Genomic DNA, 20,413 nt, shown 5'->3' with positions numbered 1-20,413 from the left:
CTTCCTAGTCCGTGTCCGGGGTGTAGCGGCTGGGCCAGTAGAACTGCCGCCGGTGGGTGGGTTTGTCGTCACCATACGTGGGCCCCGCAAGCATGCCCTCGATGCGGATGATGGGTGCGCAGAAATCGGGGCAGACGCTGCGTTGGGCCGCTCCGTGTGTGGGCAGCCAGTCGTCCGAGCCTTTGCTGTGCAGGCGGCTGAGGTAATGGAGGATGTTCTGCTCTGCGTGCCCGCCTGGGACCTTGGGCGGTGTCGGGGGAAGGTACTGGTCATTCGGGAGGGGGTAGAGGCCCATCTCCTCGGCGAGTTTGCGCTGGGCGGGCGTCAGTTTGCTCTTGCTGGTTCCGGCGACGATGAGGACGTCGTTGCCCTTGTGGCGGGTGGCGATGATCGCGACGGTCTGCCCTTCCCGTTGCCGTTTGTTGGGTAGGACCTGGGAGATCTTGTGTGCCATGTCCTCGAGGCCCTGCATGCAGGGAGCGAGTCCGAGGGGGTCTGCATCGGTGGTGGGGTTGGTGACGTAGCCGGCGGGGTTGGGGGCGGGGTCGAGGCCGAGGGGGTCAGGGCTGACGTAGCGGCCGGCCTCGGGGTCGTAGTGGCGGAAGAAGTTGTAGTGGAGGCCGGTCTCGGGGTCGGCGTATTGACCGGGGAACCGCAGGGGGGTGTGTGCGGTGGCGTCGCGGTTCCAGGCGGTGGCGCCCCACTGGGTGGCGCGGCTGTACCAGGCGGTGGCGCCGGTATGGTCGACGAGTTCCGTGGGTGTGCCGACGAGGTCGGTGACGATCGCGAAGAAGCGGGCGTCGACGAGATCCTGGTCGCGTTCGGGGTGGGAGGTGGTGCGGCGCTCGGCTTGGGCGAGCGGGCGGTGTCCGTCGTACTCCCAGGTCAGGGTGGTGCCACTCGTCGAGTCGGTCTGCTCGGCCAGGCGGCTGCCGTCCCAGGTGAAGATGGTCTCGGCGGCGACGGTCCCGTCGTCCGCGTGCCGGCGCTTGGCGATGCGGCGTCCGAGCGGATCGTAGCGGTAGGTCCACCGCGCGCCGTCGGGTGTGGTGCAAGCGGTCAGCCGGTCGGCTGCGTCCCATTCGTAGCGCCAGACGTCGGGTTTGCGGGAGACCCGCTTCTTGCGCCGTTCGATGATGCGGCCGGCCGCGTCGTAGGTGTAGTGCAGGGCGCCGGCGGATCGCAGTCGGTTGCCGCTGTAGGTACGGCTGCCGCGGGATTCGGAGTGAGGGGCCTTGTCGGGCCACTGGGCGGAGGTCTGGTTGCCCTCGGTGTCGTAGGCGTAGGTCTCGGTCCAGCCCTGGGCCTCGACGCGCAGAGGCCTGCCCGCCGGGTCGAGTTCGTAGTGCCTGCGGCTGCCGGTCAGCTTGTCGGTGACAGCTTCGAGGCGATCGTCCACTCGGTAGGCGTAGAGACGGTGGCTGAGGGTTCGGTTCGTGGCGGCAAGGCGGTGTTCCTTGACGCGGCCCACGGTGTCGTACGCGGTGGTAAGGGTGACAGGCTGCTCGGGGCTGCCGAAGGACCGGGTGACCTCGCGGCCGGCCGCGTCGTGGGAGTAGGCGATGTCGTGGCCGTCGAGCGAGAGGTGCGTGGGGTTGCCTGCCTCGTCGTGGGTGAGGTGGGTGGCGACCCCGCCGGGCGTGATGCGCACGGTCCGGCGCGAGAGTGCGTCGTAGCCGTACCGGCTGGTGCGCTGGTCGACGGTCTCGGTGACGGTCCGGCCCATGGCGTCCCACTCCAGCGCGAGGAACGAGTCGGCGGACCGTCCTTCGGTGAGCCTGCCGGAGGGGTCGTAGGTGTAGGTGGTGACGGCGCCGTCGACGTCGCGTGCGGTGACGCGGCCCGCGTCGTCGAGGTGGGTGGTGACGGTCTGGCCCAGCGGGTTGGTACGGCTGTGGGAGCGGCCCGAGGGGTCGTAGTCGTAGCGCAGGGTTCGGCCGTCGAAGTCGGTCTCACGGACCAGGCGGCCCACGGCGTCGTAGGTGTAGTCCCAGGTCAGCCCGGCGGCGTTGCGTACCTCGGTGAGGCGCAGCTCGGTGTCGTAACGGAAGTCGTAGCGGGCGCCGTCGGGGGTCCTGCGAGAGGACAGCTGGTCGAAGTGAGTGTACTCGTAGCGGGTGAGGCCGCCGTTGGCGTCCGTCTCGGTGAGGCAGTTGCCCTCACCGTCGTACGTCCAGCGTCGGGTGGCGCCGTCGGGACGGGTGTGTGAGGCCAGGTGTCCCTCGACGGTCCACGTGCACGTGGTGGTGGCGCCTTCGGCATCCGTGACGGCGACAGGACGGCCGAACGCGTCGCGTACCAGGGTGGTGGTCCTGCCCTGGGCGTCGGTGTGGGCGAGGACCATGCCGGCCTTGTCCGAGCGGTAGGTGTGCCGCGTGCCTAGGGGGTCGGTCGCCGCAGCGAGGGCACCGTGGGGGTCGTAGGCGTAATGGGTGGTGTTGCCGTCCGGTGTGGTCAGGGAGACGTTGTTGCCGTGCTCGTCGTAGGTGCGCCGCCACACGCTTCCATCGGCGGCCGTCACGACGGTGGGCAGGCCCCGTTCGTCGTACTGCGTGGTGGCGAGGGAGCCGTCCGGTTGGCGTACGGACGTCGGGTTGCCGTTTTCGTCCCAGGTGTAAGCGACAGTGCGGCCCTGGCTGTCCGTGCGGCTCTGGAGACGGTCGTATCGGTCCCAGATCTGGCTGACAGTGTTGCCCAGAGGGTCGGTCTCGGCGACGACTTGGAGGAGGTGGTTGAGGTGGAAGACGCTGGTGGCGCCCGTGGAGTCGGTGTAGCAAGTGGTGCCGGCTTCGCTGTCGTAGGAGAAGGACGACGACAGGAAGCCGTCGGGTCCCACCGTCTGGACGACGCGGCCGGCGGCGTCGTAGACGTACAGGTACGTGGACAGGTTGCGGTCGGTCCACGAGGTGATGCGGCCGCTGGGGTCGTAGGCGAAGCGTGTTGCCGTGCCGGAAGAGTCGGTGACGGCGTCGAGGTTGCCGTCCGCGTCGTATCCGTACGACATGACGGTGACAGGTCCCTGCGGCGTGCGAAGGCGCAGGGCGGCGATCCGGCTGTCGGCGACGTCCACCTGGACGCTGTAGCCGCCGCTGTGGGAGACCGCGGACGGCGCACCGTCCGGGCGGCGGGCGAAGGTGACGGTGTTGTCGTGGCGGTCGCTGATCTCGGCGAGCCAGTAGGCCGGGGAGGTGCGGTAAGGGCTTCCGGTAAACGCGCGGGTGATGCCTCCGGGCTCGGACAGGGTGTAGGTGGTCTGGTCCTCGTACACCCCACCGTGGGTCAGAGCGATCCGTGGCCCCTCGGTGGGCCAGACCCGGTCGTCACCGGGCTGCGGTAGCCGGGGGTAGCGGAGGCAGGAGCCGTCGCTGCGGGCCCAGACGAGGCCCAACCCCATGGGCTCGGCTTCCAGTCGCTCGTCGAACGGCGAGGACCAGCTGCGGCCGAACCAGTGCCCGTAGCGGTAGTCGGACAGGTGCGTACGGTCCACGACGAGGGGGAGCACGCCGGGCAGGGAGAGGTCGACCTGCGGAAGGGTCATCTCGCCGGTCGCTATGTCGACTGGGTCGGACTTGCACGTCTTGCGGTCCAGCGGAATCGAGTGACGACGCTCGTCGTCACGGACGTCATGCAGTCCGTTCGGCCTGGTCCGAGTACTGTCACCGGACTTCTTGCGGGACAGCGTGCGGTTGTCGCTCCCGCTAGTGTCGTCGTGGTCGCCCTTGCGCTGGCGGGCGAGGCGGTCACGAATGTTGTCGTCGTTGGTTTTGTGGTCCTTGGAGATCTGCTTGACGGCCTTGGGGAGCGTCTCGCCGATGTGGTCGCCCATGGTCTTGGCGGACTTCACCAGGGCGCCCATGGCCTTCTCGATCACGGGGTCCAGGGCGTCGGCGATGTCGTCCCGGCCCCGGTTGCGGCCTTGGTGTCCCTTGGCCTTGGTTAGCTTCCCTGCGGTCTTGCCGTGGATCCCGAGACTGACACCGTTGAGTCTCGTGCCGGCATGCTCGTGCTCGTCGTGCTCGATGTGGAAGCCCTTGCCGCCGGCCCGCCCTCCACCTCCCCCGGCGGAAGCGAGCTTCAGACCTTCTTTGGCACCTTGCACTCCCTCGTCGAAGCCGTCCTTACCAGCCTGCTTCGTCTGATCGAGGTCCACACCGTTCTGGACGCCCAGCGCGTCCATGCTCACCTGGACGACCAGGTCTGCCGCCATGTTCTCCAGCGCGGCCACGACCGGCTCGGTCATCACCCCGACGATGTGACCGACGGCCTCTTCCATCGCCCCGGTGATGAGCTTCAGCAACTGCTTCTTGGTGAACGCGATCGCTCCCGCTCCCAGCAGTGCCGACAGCCCACCGGTCACGGGGATCAGCGCCATGGCGAGACCGGTCTGACCGGCCAGCACCCCAAGCTCCGCAACGGCCTTCCACTTCATGGCCTCGATCGCGCCCGCCGCGAGATCCAGTGCGTCCGCGATCGTTCGGGCCGCGGACACCATGTCCTTGAGGTGTTTGTCCTTGACCTTGCTCCAGTGCGCGTTGAGGGCGTCCATCGCCTCGCCGTGCCCCGAGGACAGCAGACGCTGCAGGTGATTGTTGGCGAGCTGTCCGTCGTCGGCGAGGTCGTCCGCGAACTCCCGCAGCGCGTCGGCCATGTCGCGATAGGCGTCCTCGTCGACGTTGGGCCAGTTCACCCCCACCAGGTCCAGCAGCGTATCCGCCCAGTCCGGCACCGTCACTGCCACGACTCATCCCCCATAGATCGAAGCGCCCGAACAGTCCTACCACGCATGTCACCTGACGAGTAATCCGCAGTCGCAAAACAACCGGAGCAGACATGAGGGTTCGCCACCTGCCACGTGAGGCGATCGCAGCAGGCCACAACTATCGCCCCCGCTCTGCCGACGGTCGCCCAGTTGGCTGTTGCATGGATTGTGAATGCGATGCGATACGTCCGATCAAGGCATACGGCAGCCAGAGCTTCGTCACTTCCTGAGGCCCCGCGCTTGACCTGCTACGTCGAGGCCCTGGGCCCCGTCTTGCCGCCATGGATATAGCGCGACTCGTGGCACTGCTGAAAGCCCGGTTACGCGTGGGCAAGTGGGGTGGTCAACGTGAGGCGGCCTCGTCAAGAGGCTGTGGGATCCGCGGTCCCGTGGTGGCTGATGACTGACGTGATCCGGAGCGGCTGCGGCCGTGGAGGCGGGTGCGGGCGGGGAGGTTGCTGGGCTGGTCGGGCTGGGTGGCGTTAGCCGTGAGCAAGGCGTGGATCTCCTGGGCGAACTTTGCTCCCGGTAGAGGGAGTTCGCTGTCGGGTTCGCGGAGATAGCCGACGGCGACGGCGGTGGGCATGTAGGCCATCAGTTCTCACTCCGCGCGGACAGGCCGCTGGCCAGCTCGCTGCGGACTTGGCGCGCCGTCTCACGTCCGAGTAGGCCCAAGCCGGTCGCACTCACAGCGGAGCGGAGCTCTGTCATGGACGGGTATGTGAGCGCCTGTGCTGGTCCGGTCGCCCGGCACTCCAGCCTGTCCTTTGGGACTGCCCCACCGCCAGAGGCGCCGTCGGTCGGAAATGTTGATCGAAGAGCGATGCGCCGCCGACAGGTGCTCGCATGCGCCGGGCACGAGCTGCCTCGATCTCTGCCCCGGACCGTCGCAGCAACGTGGACAACCGTCGGGGGGCAGCCCGCTTCGGGGCAGAAGAGGGTGCCCCTCGTTGGGAGTAAAGCGTTTCTGCAGGCGGGAAGTGCACGGTCTATTGGAAAGCTGCCCCGGCAGTCCCTCCGTGTCCTGCACAATGCGACCATGCCGGAATACCTCGAACTCGATCTCAATGGCGCCGCGTTGCGTGTGGAGCTTGCCCCTGTGGGTGAGCTCGCACCAGTCCCCGCCCCTGCAGGCCCTTCCGACGAGGCTGACCTTCCGGAAGGCTTTGGAACCGTCACTCCTGTCGCCAGGGGTCGGCGCCCCTCCGAAGTGGCACAGGATGTTCTGAAGTCTGCGCTGAGTCCTCTTGGTCCGCTTCTTGAGGAGGTCCACTCGGCTGTCACAGGCACCGCGCACCCGCCTCAGGAGCTTACGGTCGAGTTCGGTGTCCAGATCGGCAAGGACCTCAAGCTCGGGATCGTTGGGGTGAGTGGCCAGGCGACGATGACCGTCAGTGCCACCTGGCAGAACCAGGCTCCCGGCGAGGCGTAGAGATGGGCTGGTTCCGCGGCCGTTCAGCACCTGGCTCGCACATCGCCCTGTTGCGGGTGAGTGATTCAAAGGCGGCCGGCGCCGCGGTCCTTCTCTCCTCCGATCGCATCCTCACCTGCGCCCATGTGGTCAATGACGCCTTGGGCAGGGACCTCTTGAGCACCGAGGAGCCGGATGCTGAGGAGGTGTTCGCTGTCTCTTTTCATGGCGCGGACACGGCCGCCGAGGCGGGTACCGCCCGCTTGTCGCTCTGGCTGCCTCCTCAGAAGCGGCCCGGTAGTCCTGTGTGGGGCGGCGACTTGGCCGTGCTCGACCTTGGGGACCGGGCTCCTGGCTGGGCGAGACCTGTGGTGTGGCGGGAACTGGTAGAGGGCACAGAGCTGCGATCGTGGCACGGTGGGGGCGCCATGATCACTTATGCAGACACTGTTGCGGGTCCTGACGACGGCGGCTGCTGCTATCTGGACGGATCTTTGACCGGTGCGGCGATCGGCCCTGGATACAGTGGCGGCCCCTTGTGGGTCAGATCCGATTTCACCGTTGCGGGACTCGTTATCGCCCAGGTGATGAGGGACGCTCCGCTTCGCGCCCAGGACACGGTCCGCCGGGGCTGGGCAGTGCCCTGGCAGACAGTCCGGGAGGAGCTGACACGAGCCGGGGCCGGTGACGTCGTTGCGGAGTGTCAGGTGGTGGGGGGCGGCCACACCGCGGGCGTCGGCGAGGTGTCCGTGCGCAGCATGGTGCCGGTGCTGCGTATTTTGCTGGACGATCCGGTTAGGCGGATCGACCACTGCCGGGACCTCGTGACGGCCCTGGGCTGTGGGGTGCCGTCCAGTGGTACACATGCTCCCACCCTGGATGAACTGGCGGCAGTGCTGTTGGAAGAAGGCCGTGCGCTCGCCACGCTGTCCGAGTCTCTGGCGCCTGCCGCCGAACACGACGCGCTCCAGCGTCAAGCGCTCAGTGAACTGCTGGCACTCGGCCGCATCGAGAATGGTGTCCGGTTGCTCTCCGTCGCCGAACACGACCAGCTCCTCACAGCGATGCGAGCGTGCGTCGTCGCCGAACCCGGGCTGATCGCGCGCGCCGCTCGCGAGGCTCTCCGGTTAATGCCTCTGCCTTCCGTGCTCTCACACACCTCCCAGCTGACCGAGTCCGACGTGAGCGCGGTCCTGCTCACGCTGGAGGACTACTCCGATGGAGCTCTCGGATCCACCCAGTCCGTCCCGGTCCCGGCATTGCTCAAGCTGGCTGAGTTCACCGCTGCCGCCACAGCCGACGCCGCACGGGGCGTGGCTCTGCGTGCCTGGTGCGACCGCGTTGCGCGCCGACTGGGAATCAGCCCTTCGGCGCTGGCGGAACGGCGCGCCGACGCGAGGATTTGGGCCGCCCAGCGACCACCCACCGTCGCCCGCATCGTCACTCGCCTCACGGCCGACCCCGAGCAGTCCGAGCGTTTCCATTGCGAGATCTGGCTCTGCCACGACGGCGGGGGGCAGGAGGCCGTCGCGACCCCGAAAGAGTCCCTGTCGCCCGGGGAGATCGGCCGGCTGATACGCAGGACCGCGGACGGCAACGGAGTGATGGGCGGCCCGTCTCTCTCACAGGTGGACGTAGTCGTGGGCCACGCCCATCTCGAGACTCCGGTAGACAGCTGGGAGACAGGCAACGAACTAGCAGAGCTGCCCGAGCTCCAGGGGATCCTTCCCGATGTCAGCGGACTCAGCATGGCGCTGGGCAGCCGCTACCAGGTGTCCCTTCGATGCCCTGAATTCAGCGTCAAGGCCGACGCAGAGGTCCGGCGCCGCTGGGCCGCCGAAGCCCCCCACACCTTGGTTGTCGGCGACCCCTCCGTCGACCTTCAGCACCTTTACGAATTGCTGAAGAACCCGCATCGCGACACCGCCCGGGTGGTGCTGCACGGTCCGCCGCACCAACGCAGCCAGCTGCTCCCTGTATGTCTGGCCATGGGGGTCCCCGTCGTCCTGTGGGACCGTGCCGCAACGTCCCATGACGACGCCTCCCGCCTGGACCAACTCGAGCCGACCGGGCCACTGGACAAGCTTCCGCAGCGACTGCAGACCTTCCGCTCTGCCCTCTACGGCACAGGGGCAGAGTCCTCGGCGGCGCAACCGGTGCTTGTGTGGCATGACACCGAAGTGTCACTGCCAGGACCACTTCACCTCGCGGACCCTGCATGACACGCCCGTGCCGGCTCACAGCAGTCCCTCCTCACATTCCCCGACTAGGAAGCAGACACCCGATGACGGCCCCAGAACGTGAAGGGCACCTCGACGACGCGGCCGACGGCAAGCATGACGACGGCTGGCGGCTTTTCAAGGGCGACGGTCACGCCCGTCGTGTCTCCTTCCCCGAGGCACCCCCGTGGCGGCGCTTCGGGGACAGGGAATCTGGCTCGCGGCGCACCCGGCCGTATCTGATCGGCCCCCAGGAGGCGGACATCGTCAACGCGGCGCTCCTCCTACGCAGGCCACTATTGGTCACGGGACATCCGGGGACGGGCAAGTCCTCCCTGGCCCACGCTTTGGCCCACGAACTCTCCCTGGGCCGTGTCCTGCACTGGCCGGTGAACAGCCGCACCACTCTCCAGGACGCGCTCTATCGATACGACGCGATCGGCCGCCTCCGGGAGGCGAACGTACGCGGCGACCGGCCGGACAGCGACACCCCGAAAAAGGAGCCAGGAATCGGCTCCTATGTGCGTCTGGGCCCCCTGGGCACAGCTCTCGTGCCGTCTGCGTCACCGCGGGTTCTCCTGGTCGACGAACTCGACAAGGGTGATGTCGACCTGCCGAACGACCTGCTCAACGTCTTCGAAGAGGGCGAGTTCGAGATCCCTGAGCTGGCACGGCTCGCCGAGGACCATGCCTCGGTGAGTGTGATGGCCGCCGATCCCGAGACGTGGACGGATGTCGTCCGCGGACGGGTCCGCTGTACCGAATTCCCCGTCGTCGTCATCACGAGCAACGGAGAACGCGACTTCCCGCCGGCCTTTCTGCGCCGGTGCGTACGGCTGGATCTTCCGGAACCGGACGAGAGCAGGCTGCGCGATATCGTCTCCGCGCACCTGGATACAGACGGCGATGGCGTCGGCATGGACGGGTTCGACGACGTGATGCGCGCCTTCCTGGCACGCAGAGCGCGTGGCGAACTGGCCACGGACCAACTTCTCAACGCCGTCTTCCTGCGCCGTGGCGGAGTCGAGCTGGACGCTGAGGGGCTGCTCGACGCGGTATTGCACCGCCTGGGCGGAACCTTGTGACCAGCCGCCCCGGACTCGGGCAGGTCCGCAAAGCGCTGTCCGCGGACGGAGAACTGCTTGACGCCGAGGAACTCCTCGACGCTTTGTGGCTGGCCACGCGGCTGCCCCTATCCGCCGCTACGGCACTCGCGCGCGCGGCAGCCCTGGCAGAGCCGCGCGCCCTGGAGGTCGCAGGCCAGCGCGCCAGCGTCCCAGCCGCCGTCGTATCCCCGACGCCTGGCCAGGACGACACGACTGTGGATGCCGCCCCGTGGCCCGCACAGGAGTCCGGCCTGTTCGCCGCGCCGGCTGCGCAGCAGCCCCCCGCCCCGGCCGACAGGGCCGCAGTAGCCGTACGAGTACCCGAAGCCAAGGCCCTCGGTAGCGCGGAACTGCGCCTCGGGCGCGCCTTACGCCCTCTCAGGCAGGTGCGTCCCGACGCTCTGCGTACCGAAGTCGACATCGAGGCGACGGTCACGGCCATGGCGGAGACGGGGCTCCCCGAAACCGTCCTTCGGCCGGCCGTGACCCGATGGCTCGACCTGACGATCCTGGTCGATGACGGCGTCTCCATGCTCCTGTGGCAGCGTTTCGTCGGGGAGCTCCGGGGGCTGCTGATGCGCAGCGGAGCCTTCCGGAACGTGCGGGTCCACGGCTTGGACACCCGCGGCGCCGTCGGGCCTCACCTGCGCAGCCACCTCTACGGCTCCGGTGGCACGTCGATGCCGATGTCCACGGTGCTCGACCCCGTCGGCAACACCCTGCTGCTGGTGGTGAGTGATGGGGTCGGCCGGGCGTGGCGGGACGGCTCGATGCACGAAGAGCTCAGGCGGGCTGCGGCGGCGGGGCCCGCGGCGGTGGTGCATGCGCTGCCCCGGCGTCTGTGGGCGGGCACGGGCATCGACGCACGGCCCTGGCGGGTGACAGTGCAGCGCAGGGGCTCGGCAAACCGTTCCTGGCGCATCGAGGACCCTCTCCTGCCGCCTGGACTCTCCCCGTTCGACGGAGTGCCCGTCCCTGTCCTCTCCACCGACGGCGACGTCATTAGTACCTGGGCCCGGTTGATCAGTTCTCTAGGGGGCAGCGCCGTCCTTCCTCTGCTCACTTTGCCGCCTGTCCCGACCTCCTCACCGGCGCCGTCACACCGCAGCAGTCGCACGGCAGGCGCGGAGGCAACCGTCATGGGCTTTCGCGCCTCCGCGTCCCCAGATGCCTATCGCCTGGCCGCGCATCTGGCGTCCGTGGGACCACTGCCCGTGCCGGTGATGCGGCTGGTCCAGTACGCCATGACACCCACCGTCGACACGTCCCACCTCGCTGAGGTGTTCCTTGGTGGGCTCATGCGCAGTGCTGGTGATACGGAACTTCCCCCGCAACAAAGGATTTTCGACTTCAGCGAGGATGTCCGGCAGGTCTTGCTCGGCACGGTGCCGCCCGCCGAGCTGATGCGCACCACGCGGGCGGTGACGGCCCACCTGGCAGAACTCCACGGTTCGTCGGCCGGCTTCCCCGCGTGGCTCCAGCATCCCGACGGCACAGACCTGGCGCCGCCCAACTCAGTACAACCGTTCGGTTGGGTGGACGAGGCTCTCATGCGCAGACTGGGCGTTTCTTCCTCGATCAACGTGGGGCCGCACGCCTCGTTGCCGGACATGGACCAGAGCCGCGGCCCGACGGGCACACCTCCAGGGCAAAGCGTTCAGGACCGTTGGCCGCAGAGCAGCTCGGAGACGTTACTCGACCACAGTCAGGCGCTCGGCAGCGGAACACAAGAGGCTGCAATCAACGTGCCTGCGTATGCGGCGGTGCCCACGGCACTGGGCTCCGTGCCGATGTTGCCACTGGGGTTCACCGGCCGCCAGGAGGAGATGACGAAGATCCTTTCCCTGCTAGATCCGGAAAACGGTGAGGATGCGGCGGTAGCGGCGATCGCGGGACTGCCGGGCGCGGGCAAGACGACGCTCGCCAATGCCGTCGCGCATGCCGCGCTCGAAAGGGGCTGGTTCACAGGGATTCAGGTGATCGACCTGCGCGGCTACGACCCCGAGCCCGTCCCACCGCAGGACGCGCTGGAGACATTGCTGCGGACCCTGGGTGTCGCAGCGGACCACATCCCTCCCATGCCGAACGAGCGCGCGGCTCTCTATCGGCTACAACTCGAGACGCTGGAGAGAAGCGGGCAGCGAGTTCTGATCATTGCGGACAACGCCTCAGCCTCAGAACAGGTCCAGCCGCTGCTGCCTATCGGCCACCACGCGTTGTTGGCAACGTCTCGCCACGCACTGCTTACGCCCGGTGTGCGGCTCTTTAATGTCAGCCCTCTAACGCCGGATGCCGCCGTCGACCTGCTACGTCAGCAACTGGAGGTCGCCTGGCCCGGCGACCGGCGGGTTGAGGACGAGCCTGCGGCCGCGGCGGAACTCGCTGCACTTTGCGGCTACCTGCCTCTGGCAATGCAGATCACCGCCGCTCTCCTTGCCGAGGACGCCGACAAGCCACTGTCCGCACAGGTGCGGATGCTCACCGGTGCCGGTAGCCGTCTCGACGTCCTGGATGACGGGGAGCGCAACCTGCGCACCGTCTTGGACGCATACCTCAATCGCCTCACCCCCCAGCAGGCCGACCTCTACCGTCTCCTCGGCCTCCAACCTGGCCCGGACATCTCTACCTCCGCTGCCGCAGCCTTCGCCAATCAGTCAGCAGACCAGATCACCCCACTGCTGCGGCAGCTCCTCCGTGCGCATCTCCTTTCTCAGAGCGGCCCTGGTTTTGACCGCTGGTCCATGCACGACCTTCTGCGTATTCACGCGCGGGAACAGGCCCGAACCATGATGGACAGTGGCCGTGTGCCGCGCCGACGCTACGGGCAGGCCCTGGGCAGGCTCACCGACCACTACCTCCGCCGTGCCGAAGCAGCCGACAGCCATCTGAACCCACGGAAGAATCGCGTGTCGAATCTGTTCACCGACCGGCAGGATGCCTTGAGGTGGTTTGACAGCGAATGTGAAAACCTCCTTGCCGTCCATGCCGAGGCGGACGACCAGTCGAAGACTGCTCGTCTCGGCTTCGCTCTAGGTCGCTACCTTGAATGGCGGCGACGTCTCCAAGACCTGCTCACCATCCGTGCCCGTACTCTCGATGCATGTGAGGCGCTTGGTGACACACGGAATCAGGCTGCTGCCTGGAGCAACCTCGGTGCCGTGCTTGGGGAGCTGGGCCGCTTCGACGAAGCACACGACGCCCACCGAAGGGCCCTCCTACTCCATCAGGAATCCAGCGACACACACGGCCAAGCCATCGCCTGGAGCAACATCGGCGCTGTACTTGGGGAGCTGCGCCGCTTCGACGAAGCACTCGGGGTCCACCAAACCGCCCTGCACCTCCACCAGAAATCCGGCGACGCAGACGGCCAAGCCGATGCTTGGAACAGAATCGGTACCACGCTGAGAACTCTCCGCCGTCACGACGAAGCACTCGACGCCCATCGAACTTCCTTGCAACTGCAGCAGGAATTGGGCGACATACACGGCCAGGGCACTACCTGGAGCAACATCGGCGCCGTCTTCGGGGAGCTGCGCCGCTTCGACGAAGCACACGACACCTACCAAACCGCCCTCGCTTTGCATCAGCAGGTTGACGACCTGCACGGCCAAGCCCTCGTTTGGAACCATCTCGGCGCCGTGCTTGGGGAGCTGCGCCGCTTCGATGAAGCACTCGACGCTCTCCAAAGGGCAGTTCGGCTTCATCAGGAGGTGGGTGATGGCCTCGGTGAAGCCGACGCGTGGGTCGCCATCGGTATTACATACCGAAAGGTGAAGCGCTTCCAGGAGGCGATTTCGGCGGGAGAGAGAGCCGTCGAGGTGCTTGCCCGGGAGGAGGACTGGGCGCGCAGGGGGGGTGCCTGGGGCGCGCTTGCCTCGACTCTGTCTGCATCCGGTAGCAGTTCTTCTCGAACACGCCATGCATGGATGCAGTCTGCCGCTGCCTACACTCGTGCCGGCGACGGCGATGCGGCAGCCGCCTCTCAGGCAAACGCCGTAAGCACGCCGGAGGCAGGCGCATAACCATCCTGCTGTCCCCTGCGCCCCATAGATGAGAAGCCTGCCTGGGCCACTCCTCGACCAGATTTCCGCCATCGAGCCGGCATTGCACATTCCCTCGTCCAGTCACCACCGCAACGAAGCTTGTGAATCCGCCCACTGTCTGCCGGTCCTTCGATGTGACTGGTGGTCTGGCAGCTGCTGCGACTTCTGGGCTTGGCGACGAACGACCACGGCCTCATGCAGCCCATGGCCTACCGGTCCGGAGGCGCGGGTCGCCCACCTGTGTGATTCACCGCAGCATCCCAGCAAGGACTGTCGGATGCCTCGGCAGCGGGGGCGCCGGGCTCGCCGGGGTGTCACAAGTCGAACTCGATGTGCTCGACGTCCAGCATGCGCACTTCCTCCAGGCTGGCCGCCCGGGTGCCGCGCTGCTGAAAGTAGACCTCCTTCAGCGCATCCGCGACCGCTTGGCGCATGTCACGTTCACCGTGTTCTTGGGCAGCGAGGATCCGCCCGGCATGATGCGGCGGAAGCGCGAGAGTGAGATGGCGTTCGCGGGCCTCATCGGTCGTGCCGGCCGGGGCCGTATAGCCCAGGTTGGCTCTCACGTCGATCATCAGACCCTGGCTGGTGGCCGCCGCTTTCTTGGCCTTGTCCTTCACTCTCGGCTGCCACCGCTTGCTGGCTTCTTCCCGCAGACGGGTCGCCAACTCGGGACGGGGCTTTTTGATCTGGTCCTTTACGTAGCGCTCAACCGTGCGCTGGGAGACGCCAAGCAGCTGGGCAGCAGCCTTGGTGCCCTTGAGCTGCTTGACCAGGAACCGCATCTGGGCCCCTGCAGACTTGGGGACAGGGCGGGTCAGTGCCTTGTCCAGGACTCTGTCCAGGCCCTCGCCGACCGTCTTGACCACCATGGCTCTACTCCCCCGAGTCCGGGCTAACGGTGCCGGTCTTGATGTTGCGGGCCAGGTTCAGCAGCGGGTTGCTGGTCTGCTCACGGATCTCCTCGGCCCACAGCGGTGTTCGGGTGCCTTCGTGCTTGACCATCCCCGGGGAGATACCGATCCGGAAGCTGCCGGGAATCGTCTTGCCGTGGGTGTAGGGCAGAACGTCGAGCGGGGAGGGGCCGTCGGCGGCGTAGACCGCGCAGTCCGACAGGACGGAAACTGGGTACTGGCCGGTGGCGGCGGCGAGCGCGACCATCTTGCGGTGCATGCCGATGCGGGCCCGAGAGATGACCGTGGCGCGAATGTCGGGGCGCCAAGTGGGGCGGGAGAGTGCAGGCCACGGCTGGCCCGGCGTCCAGTTGCCAGATGCCTTCTGCTGGAGCTTGCCGAGGCCGAACTTCACCGTGCCCTTGATGGCGTCCAGAACGATCGCCGCGTCGGGGTCGCGCTGCTTGTAACCGTCCATCGCGGCCAGGAACTCGGTCGGGGACATCCCGTCTTCCACGCCGAGGTCGGCCATAGTCGCCATGTAGGCGTCGCGGAGCTTCTTGTACCAGGCGTCCAGGTAGCGGCCCGCATCCGGGCGCAGCCAGCCCTCGAGCGGCTGGACTGTGTATCCGAGTTCGACGGCGTAGGCGATGGTCGGGGTCGCGTACCAGGCCGGACCTTCGGGGCGCTCGCCGTAGGGGGTGAACGGGCTGGGCAGCAGGTCGCCGCGCAGGTCGATCCAGTTCTTGCCGACCATGACGCGGTCGAGGTCGACATGGGAGAGGTCGACCAGCCAGGAGCCGGGGACCTTGGGGTCGAAGACGGGGTTGACCGTATGGACGGGCGGGGTCGCCAGGCCGACGACCGCGCCGTTGGCGGCGGCGGCGAACGCCATGTTGACGTCGATGCCGACCAGATGGCTGCGCAGGCACTCCTCGTCGGTGAGTGGCCGCGCCCAGTCGTACGCCTCTTCGAAGATCCGCTCTGCGGGGCCGCGCTGGTGGAAGCGGGGCAGGTGAGCCAGGACCGGGTGGCCGTTGATCGCCTCGCACGGCGGCGGGTCCATTGGCTCGGTCCCCAGCGAGCCGGGGTTGTGGACGCTGTGCCGGCGGCCCTCGGTGTCGGGGGCGGAGGCGCGGGTCGGCGGGTGCAACGCGGTCATCAGCTCCAGGCCGGTGACCGCGGTCGAGCCACGCGGGGTGATCACGCGGGAGGCGTACAGGCTCATCACGCGGGCCAGGTCGGCAGGCGCGAGCTCGGCGGCGTGTCCCCACGAGCGGGTGTCGAGAGCCTTCCACGACGGAATGCATAGTTGGACGCACATGCGGCGGCTGCCCTGGGCGGGTCGGTAGATCCGGGCCCAGGGGCCGAACCCCCTTCGGGTCAGGCGCCATTTGGCGTCCTCGAGCTGCCTCACCGCAGGATGATCGGCCGCAAGACGGCCAGCGTGACGCTCGGCATCGGACCACTCGACAGGCAAGCCGAAAAGCTCAAGGGCAGCGGGGCTGAGTACGAGCAGGGGGTCGGCGTCGCGGCCTGAGCCATCCAGACGGGGCGCGCCGAACCGGCCCTCGGCCAGTGTCCACTCCATGAGTGCGGGCAGTGTCTTGGCTGGAACATCGAGGACTAGCCCGTTCGCGCAGTAACCGAGCACTGCACCGTCTTGGACGGTGAGGACTGCAAGCGGGCCATGAGCGAACCGCAGGTCAGTGGTGTCGCCGGTACGTGCTGGGGCGGGTCGGGTGGCCGAGGGGCGCGGCGTCGACGCCGGCCGGACCTTGCTTGCCTGGTAGAGGGGAGCAGCCTCCGGTGGCGCCTTCGTAGTCGAAGCCGTTGTCTCCGATGCAACCGCCGGGGCGGCTGCCTGGGTCTCACTCTCAGGATGTGTCGCTCGCGGGGCGGGAGCGGGGTACTTTTTCGCCCACCCTTCGAGCAGCTCCAGGTAGGGGGCTCGACGCGGTGGCCGCGGCTCGCTGCGTCCTGCCTCCCAGTTTTTCACCGTCTGTGTCGAGGTCTGCAGGACCTGGGCGAGGCCGGCCTGCGTGACACCTGCCGCTTCACGTAGACGGGACCGCTCGGCGGGGTCGGGGAGCTCCGGCCCGCCCGCCAGCAGCGCCTCAACGGCTCTGAACAGGTCTTCTTCCTTCGGTCTCGATGACATGAGCCCACCTCCACTGAAAACATATCAGATTTATTCATGGATTTATCTTTGAATTTGCGCCTCAAGGTCACCTCACGCTGATGGCAGAAGCACCCCATCAGCTGGAACACCCCTGCAGGACTCCTCAACGAAGCCTGCATCGGAGGGCCGCGCTTCCAATGGCCACACGAAGCCGTAAGGGCTCCGTCTTGCTCGTACCGCGTCTGCCGCGATGCAGGCGCGCGGCCGGCAACCTGAAATCCTTCGAGGTACGGAAGCATCACTTGTGGGCCGAGGCTCGGCGGAGCGCACCGAAGCTACATTCGGGCCCGCCATGCACGACGCTGTGAGATCGGAGCCCGTAGCGCAAAGTCCTGTTGGAGGCTCCGGGAAGTTGATGGGATCCACCCCTGGGAGCTGGCCCCGTCGGCATGATGATCGCCATGGATGTACTAACGGACCTGTGGTCCAAGGAGTTTGTGTCAGCGATGGCGGGCGTGTTCGTCGGTGGACTCGTCACCTACTGGGTGGCCAGATTCCAGGCCCGGAAATCTTTGGAAGCATTGAGACTTCAAGGCGAGCAAGCACAGAGGCTCGGAAAGGGTCGGCAGACCACCCGATCACGCTTCGGGGTGGTCGCGGACACTGGGCCGTGACGCCCGGCCGGAAGCCCGGTTGGGCCGTCCATGCGACGACTCATGATCTCCAGCGCGGTACTGGCCGCGCTCCTGGCGGGCGCGGCGGTGCCCGCGCTCGCGGCCCCTCCCGCTGCGGGGGTGCGGACAGGCGCCCCGCTCAATGCGTGTGGGTACGACGTGGCCGGCTCGACCGTGCACCTGCGCTCGGGCCCGAGCGCGTCGCGGGCCTCGCTGGGGCACCTGACGCGGGGCGACACGGTCGACGTCGACCGGAAGCAGGGCGGGTGGTACCGGGTGACCCTGGCCGAGCGCTCGCGCTCTGGCATCAGGGCCGGGACGGTCGGGTGGGTCGCCGAGCGCTACCTGACGCCCTCCGTCTGCATGCGGCTGGACTAGGAGCTGTCCGGCCGATCATGTGCGGAGCCAGATGACGAGGGTTGCTGCGGTGACGGTGCCGAGGTAGACGTAGCCGCGCTTGTCGTAGCGAGTTGCGACCGCTCGGGCGTGCTTGAGCTTGTTGATGGCCCGTTCGACGGTGTTGCGCTCCTTGTACCGCTCCTCGTCGAAGACCGGTGGCCGCCCTCCGCGTGATCCTTTGCGCAGGCGGGCGGCCTGGCTGTCGGTCTTCTCCGGGATCGTGTGCCGGATGCCGCGTCTGCGCAGGTAGTCGCGGCACGGCCCGTTGCTGTAGGCCTTGTCGGCAGCAAGGCTGTCGGGTGTCCTGCGAGGGCGTCCGGGTCCGGTCCGCGGAACGCGGATCTTCTCCAGCACCGGAATGAACTGGGTGCAGTCCGCCCGCTGGCCCGGTGTGACGATCAGGGACAGCGGGCGGCAGCGGCCGTCCGCACTCAGGTGGACCTTGGTGGTGAACCCGCCGCGCGAGCGGCCCAGGCCCTCGCTGTCTCCACCACCTCCGCCAGGCGGGCGGCGAGGCTCTGCCACGGTGTCTCGTCCTGGTGTTCTCCTGGCCCAGCCCCCTTTGAGGCAAGGGCAGGCGGCGGATCGGTACGAGCGCCAGCCGCGTGCTGGTGGGCCCGCACGATCGTGGAGTCGACCGAGATGCCCCAGTTGACGTCGTCGGCCGCGTCCGCTTCCGCCTGGACCCGCTGGAGCAGTCGCTCCCAGGTCCCGTCGGCCGACCACAGCCGGTGGCGTTCGTAGACCGTCTTCCACGGCCCGAACCGCTCCGGCAGGTCGCGCCAGTGCACACCGGTCCGCACCCGGTACAGGATCCCGTCGATCACCTGCCGGTGGTTCCGCCACCGGCCACAACGCCTGTTGCTGACCGGCAGGAACGGCCGCAGCCGTTCCCACTCGGCGTCTGTCAGATCGCCCCGCCCCATACCCGGACCAACGACCAAGGCCGGTGACAGTCACATGATCGGTCGGACAGCTTCCAGCAGACCAGGCAAAGATGGCGACGAGATGAATACCTTCCTTAACCAGAAGTTCCCCGGGCAGTCAAAGAAAGATTCTAGCGAGCAGAATCTCTTTGATGTGTCAAGCTGCCCTGCTGGCGGCCGGATGCGGTGACCACAAGGGAGACGGGCGCGTCAATGACGCACGTCATAGTGCCTTTCGGGCTCTAGCGGTGGTTGGTCGGTGTAGCCTTTCAAGGCACACGAAATTGCTTTCCGGTTTGTAGTCCGGACCGCAGGATGAGGGTTCTCCCTCCTGCGTCAACGTCCTCCCCTTTCGGGAGTCCTGGTGTGCTCCGAGTAAGAGAAGAATTCTGCCTCAGGAGTACTGTGTCTGGACTGCGTATCGTCATCGTCGGCGGCGGGCTCGCCGGGCTGACCTTGGCTCACTACCTCAACCGCAACGGCCTGGACGTGGCCGTGTACGAGCGGGACGCCGACATCGCCGCACGCGAGGCCGGCTACCGGATCCACATCAACTCCACCGGCACCTCCGCGCTGCACACCGCGCTGGAGCCGCGCCTGTGGGAGCTGTTCCTGGCGACGTGCGGCATGCCGAGCGAGGACATGCTGCTCTTCGACGAGCAGCTCAACCTCCGCCCCGGCCGCGACCGGGCGGCCACCGAGGGCACCGGAGTGCCCACCGAGATTCCCGAGCACCTGGTGATGTGCCGCGCGACCCTGCGCCGCATCCTCTACCTGGGCCTGGAGAAGGTCGTGCACTTCGGCGCCAGGGTCACCGGGTACCGCGACAACCCCGACTCCACCGTCACCGTGCTGCTGGAGGACGGCAGCACGGTCGAGGCCGACCTGCTGATCGCGGCCGACGGCATCAACTCCGCCGTGCGCACCCAGCGCCTGCCCCAGGTGAAGGTCGCCGACCTGGGCTCGCGGCACATCGCAGCGAAGATCCACCTCACCGGCGAGGCGAAGGCCAAACTGCCCGCGCAGCTGTTCAACACCTTCTCCATGGCCTACGCCGACGACTTCACCGGCCTGACCCTGGGCCCGCTGGAGCGCACCGACCCCACCTCGCCCCTGATCGCCGAGCAGGAGCCGGACTTCCGGCGCGAGGCCACCGCCGACTACGCGCTGAGCATCTTCAACTCCCTGCCCGAGGGGATGCTCACCGACGCGGAGCTGTTCACCTCCGCACCCGAGGCGCTCAAGGAGCATGTCCTGGAGCGCGTCGCCGCCTGGCACCCCGCGCTGGTCGAGACCGTCCGGCTCTGGGACCCCGCCACCGTGCAGGCCCTCAAGTGCCGCAGCTGCGTTCCCGTTGACGCCTGGGAACCTTCCAACGTCACAGTCATGGGCGACGCCGTCCACGCCATGAGCCCCGCCCTGGGCATCGGTGCCAACACGGCGCTGCGCGACGCCCACACCCTGGGCAACGAGCTGCTCGCCGTTACCCGCGGCGACAAGCCCCTCCTGGAAGGGATCGCCGACTACGAGCAGGCGATGCGCGACTACGCCTACCACGCCGTCCGGATGTCCGCATTCGTCGGCCAGAAAGTGATCGGGCACCTGCCCCTGCCCGCCTGACCCCACCGCTCGGGCACCGCACCCCCAGTGCGGCACCCGAGCCACCGGACACCCGCCCCAGCCCGGAGGCTACCTAGCCGTGGCCATGATCGGCCGGACAGCTCCTAGCCGTGCCACGACCGGGGGGGGGGGGGGGGGGGGGGGGGGGGGGGGGGGGGGGGGGGGGGTGTTCGTGGGGGGGGGGGGGGGGGCGCCTCCGCCAGCCAGAGCACACGCCGCCCCCCCCCCCCCCCCCACAGTG

At 67.8% G+C, this 20,413-nt stretch carries 10 protein-coding genes and 1 pseudogene; 7 read left to right on the top strand and 4 right to left on the bottom strand.

Going from position 1 to position 20,413, the window contains the following annotated elements; genetic code table 11:
• Nucleotides 1-4 precede the first annotated feature (4 nt).
• Complete coding sequence (locus ACZ60W_RS34505; protein ID WP_469759358.1) at nt 5-4,738, bottom strand: DUF6531 domain-containing protein; 4,734 nt, start codon at nt 4,736-4,738, stop codon at nt 5-7.
• Between the two features lie 1,060 nt (nt 4,739-5,798).
• Here ACZ60W_RS34505 and ACZ60W_RS34500 point away from each other — a divergent pair.
• From ACZ60W_RS34500 to ACZ60W_RS34480, 5 genes and pseudogenes are all read left to right on the top strand, one after another.
• A complete protein-coding gene (locus tag ACZ60W_RS34500; RefSeq protein ID WP_469759357.1) occupies nt 5,799-6,191 on the top strand; it encodes a CU044_2847 family protein in 393 nt (130 codons plus the stop codon).
• A 2-nt stretch (nt 6,192-6,193) separates the two neighbouring features.
• A pseudogene (locus ACZ60W_RS34495) lies at nt 6,194-6,727 on the top strand (trypsin-like peptidase domain-containing protein); the annotation flags it as partial.
• A 201-nt stretch (nt 6,728-6,928) separates the two neighbouring features.
• Nucleotides 6,929-8,392 carry a VMAP-C domain-containing protein gene (locus tag ACZ60W_RS34490; RefSeq protein ID WP_469759363.1) on the top strand — a complete coding sequence of 488 codons (1,464 nt, stop codon included), beginning with the start codon at nt 6,929-6,931 and terminating at the stop codon, nt 8,390-8,392.
• A 62-nt stretch (nt 8,393-8,454) separates the two neighbouring features.
• The gene (locus ACZ60W_RS34485) at nt 8,455-9,474 is read left to right on the top strand and encodes an AAA family ATPase (protein WP_469759356.1); all 1,020 of its coding nucleotides are present in this window, start codon (nt 8,455-8,457) and stop codon (nt 9,472-9,474) included.
• The gene (locus ACZ60W_RS34480) at nt 9,471-13,517 is read left to right on the top strand and encodes an SAV_2336 N-terminal domain-related protein (protein WP_469759355.1); all 4,047 of its coding nucleotides are present in this window, start codon (nt 9,471-9,473) and stop codon (nt 13,515-13,517) included. The genes ACZ60W_RS34485 and ACZ60W_RS34480 overlap by 4 nt, the downstream gene beginning before the upstream one ends.
• Nucleotides 13,518-13,852: 335 nt before the next feature.
• Here the strand turns inward: ACZ60W_RS34480 and tpg are convergent, their stop codons facing one another.
• Together tpg and tap are read right to left on the bottom strand one after the other, a co-directional pair.
• Nucleotides 13,853-14,410: a telomere-protecting terminal protein Tpg gene (tpg, locus tag ACZ60W_RS34475; protein ID WP_469759354.1), complete on the bottom strand. Its 558-nt coding sequence runs from the start codon at nt 14,408-14,410 to the stop codon at nt 13,853-13,855.
• Nucleotides 14,411-14,414: 4 nt separating this feature from the next.
• Complete coding sequence (gene tap, locus ACZ60W_RS34470) at nt 14,415-16,592, bottom strand: telomere-associated protein Tap (protein ID WP_469759353.1); 2,178 nt, start codon at nt 16,590-16,592, stop codon at nt 14,415-14,417.
• Nucleotides 16,593-17,257: 665 nt separating this feature from the next.
• Here tap and ACZ60W_RS34465 point away from each other — a divergent pair.
• On the top strand, nt 17,258-17,605 hold the full coding sequence (locus ACZ60W_RS34465) for an SH3 domain-containing protein (RefSeq protein WP_469759352.1): 348 nt from the start codon (nt 17,258-17,260) through the stop codon (nt 17,603-17,605).
• 15 nt (nt 17,606-17,620) lie between these two features.
• On the opposite strand, the gene ACZ60W_RS34460 is transcribed toward ACZ60W_RS34465, so the two are convergent.
• Nucleotides 17,621-18,552 (bottom strand): IS5 family transposase gene (locus tag ACZ60W_RS34460; protein WP_469759351.1). Its coding sequence is split into 2 segments (ribosomal slippage): nt 17,621-18,157 and nt 18,160-18,552, totalling 930 coding nucleotides; the frame shifts between segments, so codons are not numbered across the junction.
• Nucleotides 18,553-18,957: 405 nt separating this feature from the next.
• Between ACZ60W_RS34460 and ACZ60W_RS34455 the strand changes: the two genes are divergently transcribed.
• On the top strand, nt 18,958-20,172 hold the full coding sequence (locus ACZ60W_RS34455; protein WP_469759350.1) for an FAD-dependent oxidoreductase: 1,215 nt from the start codon (nt 18,958-18,960) through the stop codon (nt 20,170-20,172).
• Nucleotides 20,173-20,413: the final 241 nt, after the last annotated feature.

The sequence above is a fragment of the Streptomyces sp. NPDC104202 genome, assembly GCF_055584185.1.
The sequence above is the reverse complement of the archived record's forward strand: the minus strand, read 5'-3'. Positions and strand labels throughout refer to the sequence as shown.

Bases quoted from the DNA above. Each gene is read 5' to 3' on its own strand.
- tpg (WP_469759354.1), bottom strand. From the start codon at position 14,410: ATGGTGGTCAAGACGGTCGGCGAGGGCCTGGACAGAGTCCTGGACAAG.
- ACZ60W_RS34485 (WP_469759356.1), top strand. From the start codon at position 8,455: ATGACGGCCCCAGAACGTGAAGGGCACCTCGACGACGCGGCCGACGGC.
- ACZ60W_RS34465 (WP_469759352.1), top strand. From the start codon at position 17,258: ATGCGACGACTCATGATCTCCAGCGCGGTACTGGCCGCGCTCCTGGCG.
- ACZ60W_RS34490 (WP_469759363.1), top strand. From the start codon at position 6,929: ATGGTGCCGGTGCTGCGTATTTTGCTGGACGATCCGGTTAGGCGGATC.
- tap (WP_469759353.1), bottom strand. From the start codon at position 16,592: ATGTCATCGAGACCGAAGGAAGAAGACCTGTTCAGAGCCGTTGAGGCG.
- ACZ60W_RS34500 (WP_469759357.1), top strand. From the start codon at position 5,799: ATGCCGGAATACCTCGAACTCGATCTCAATGGCGCCGCGTTGCGTGTG.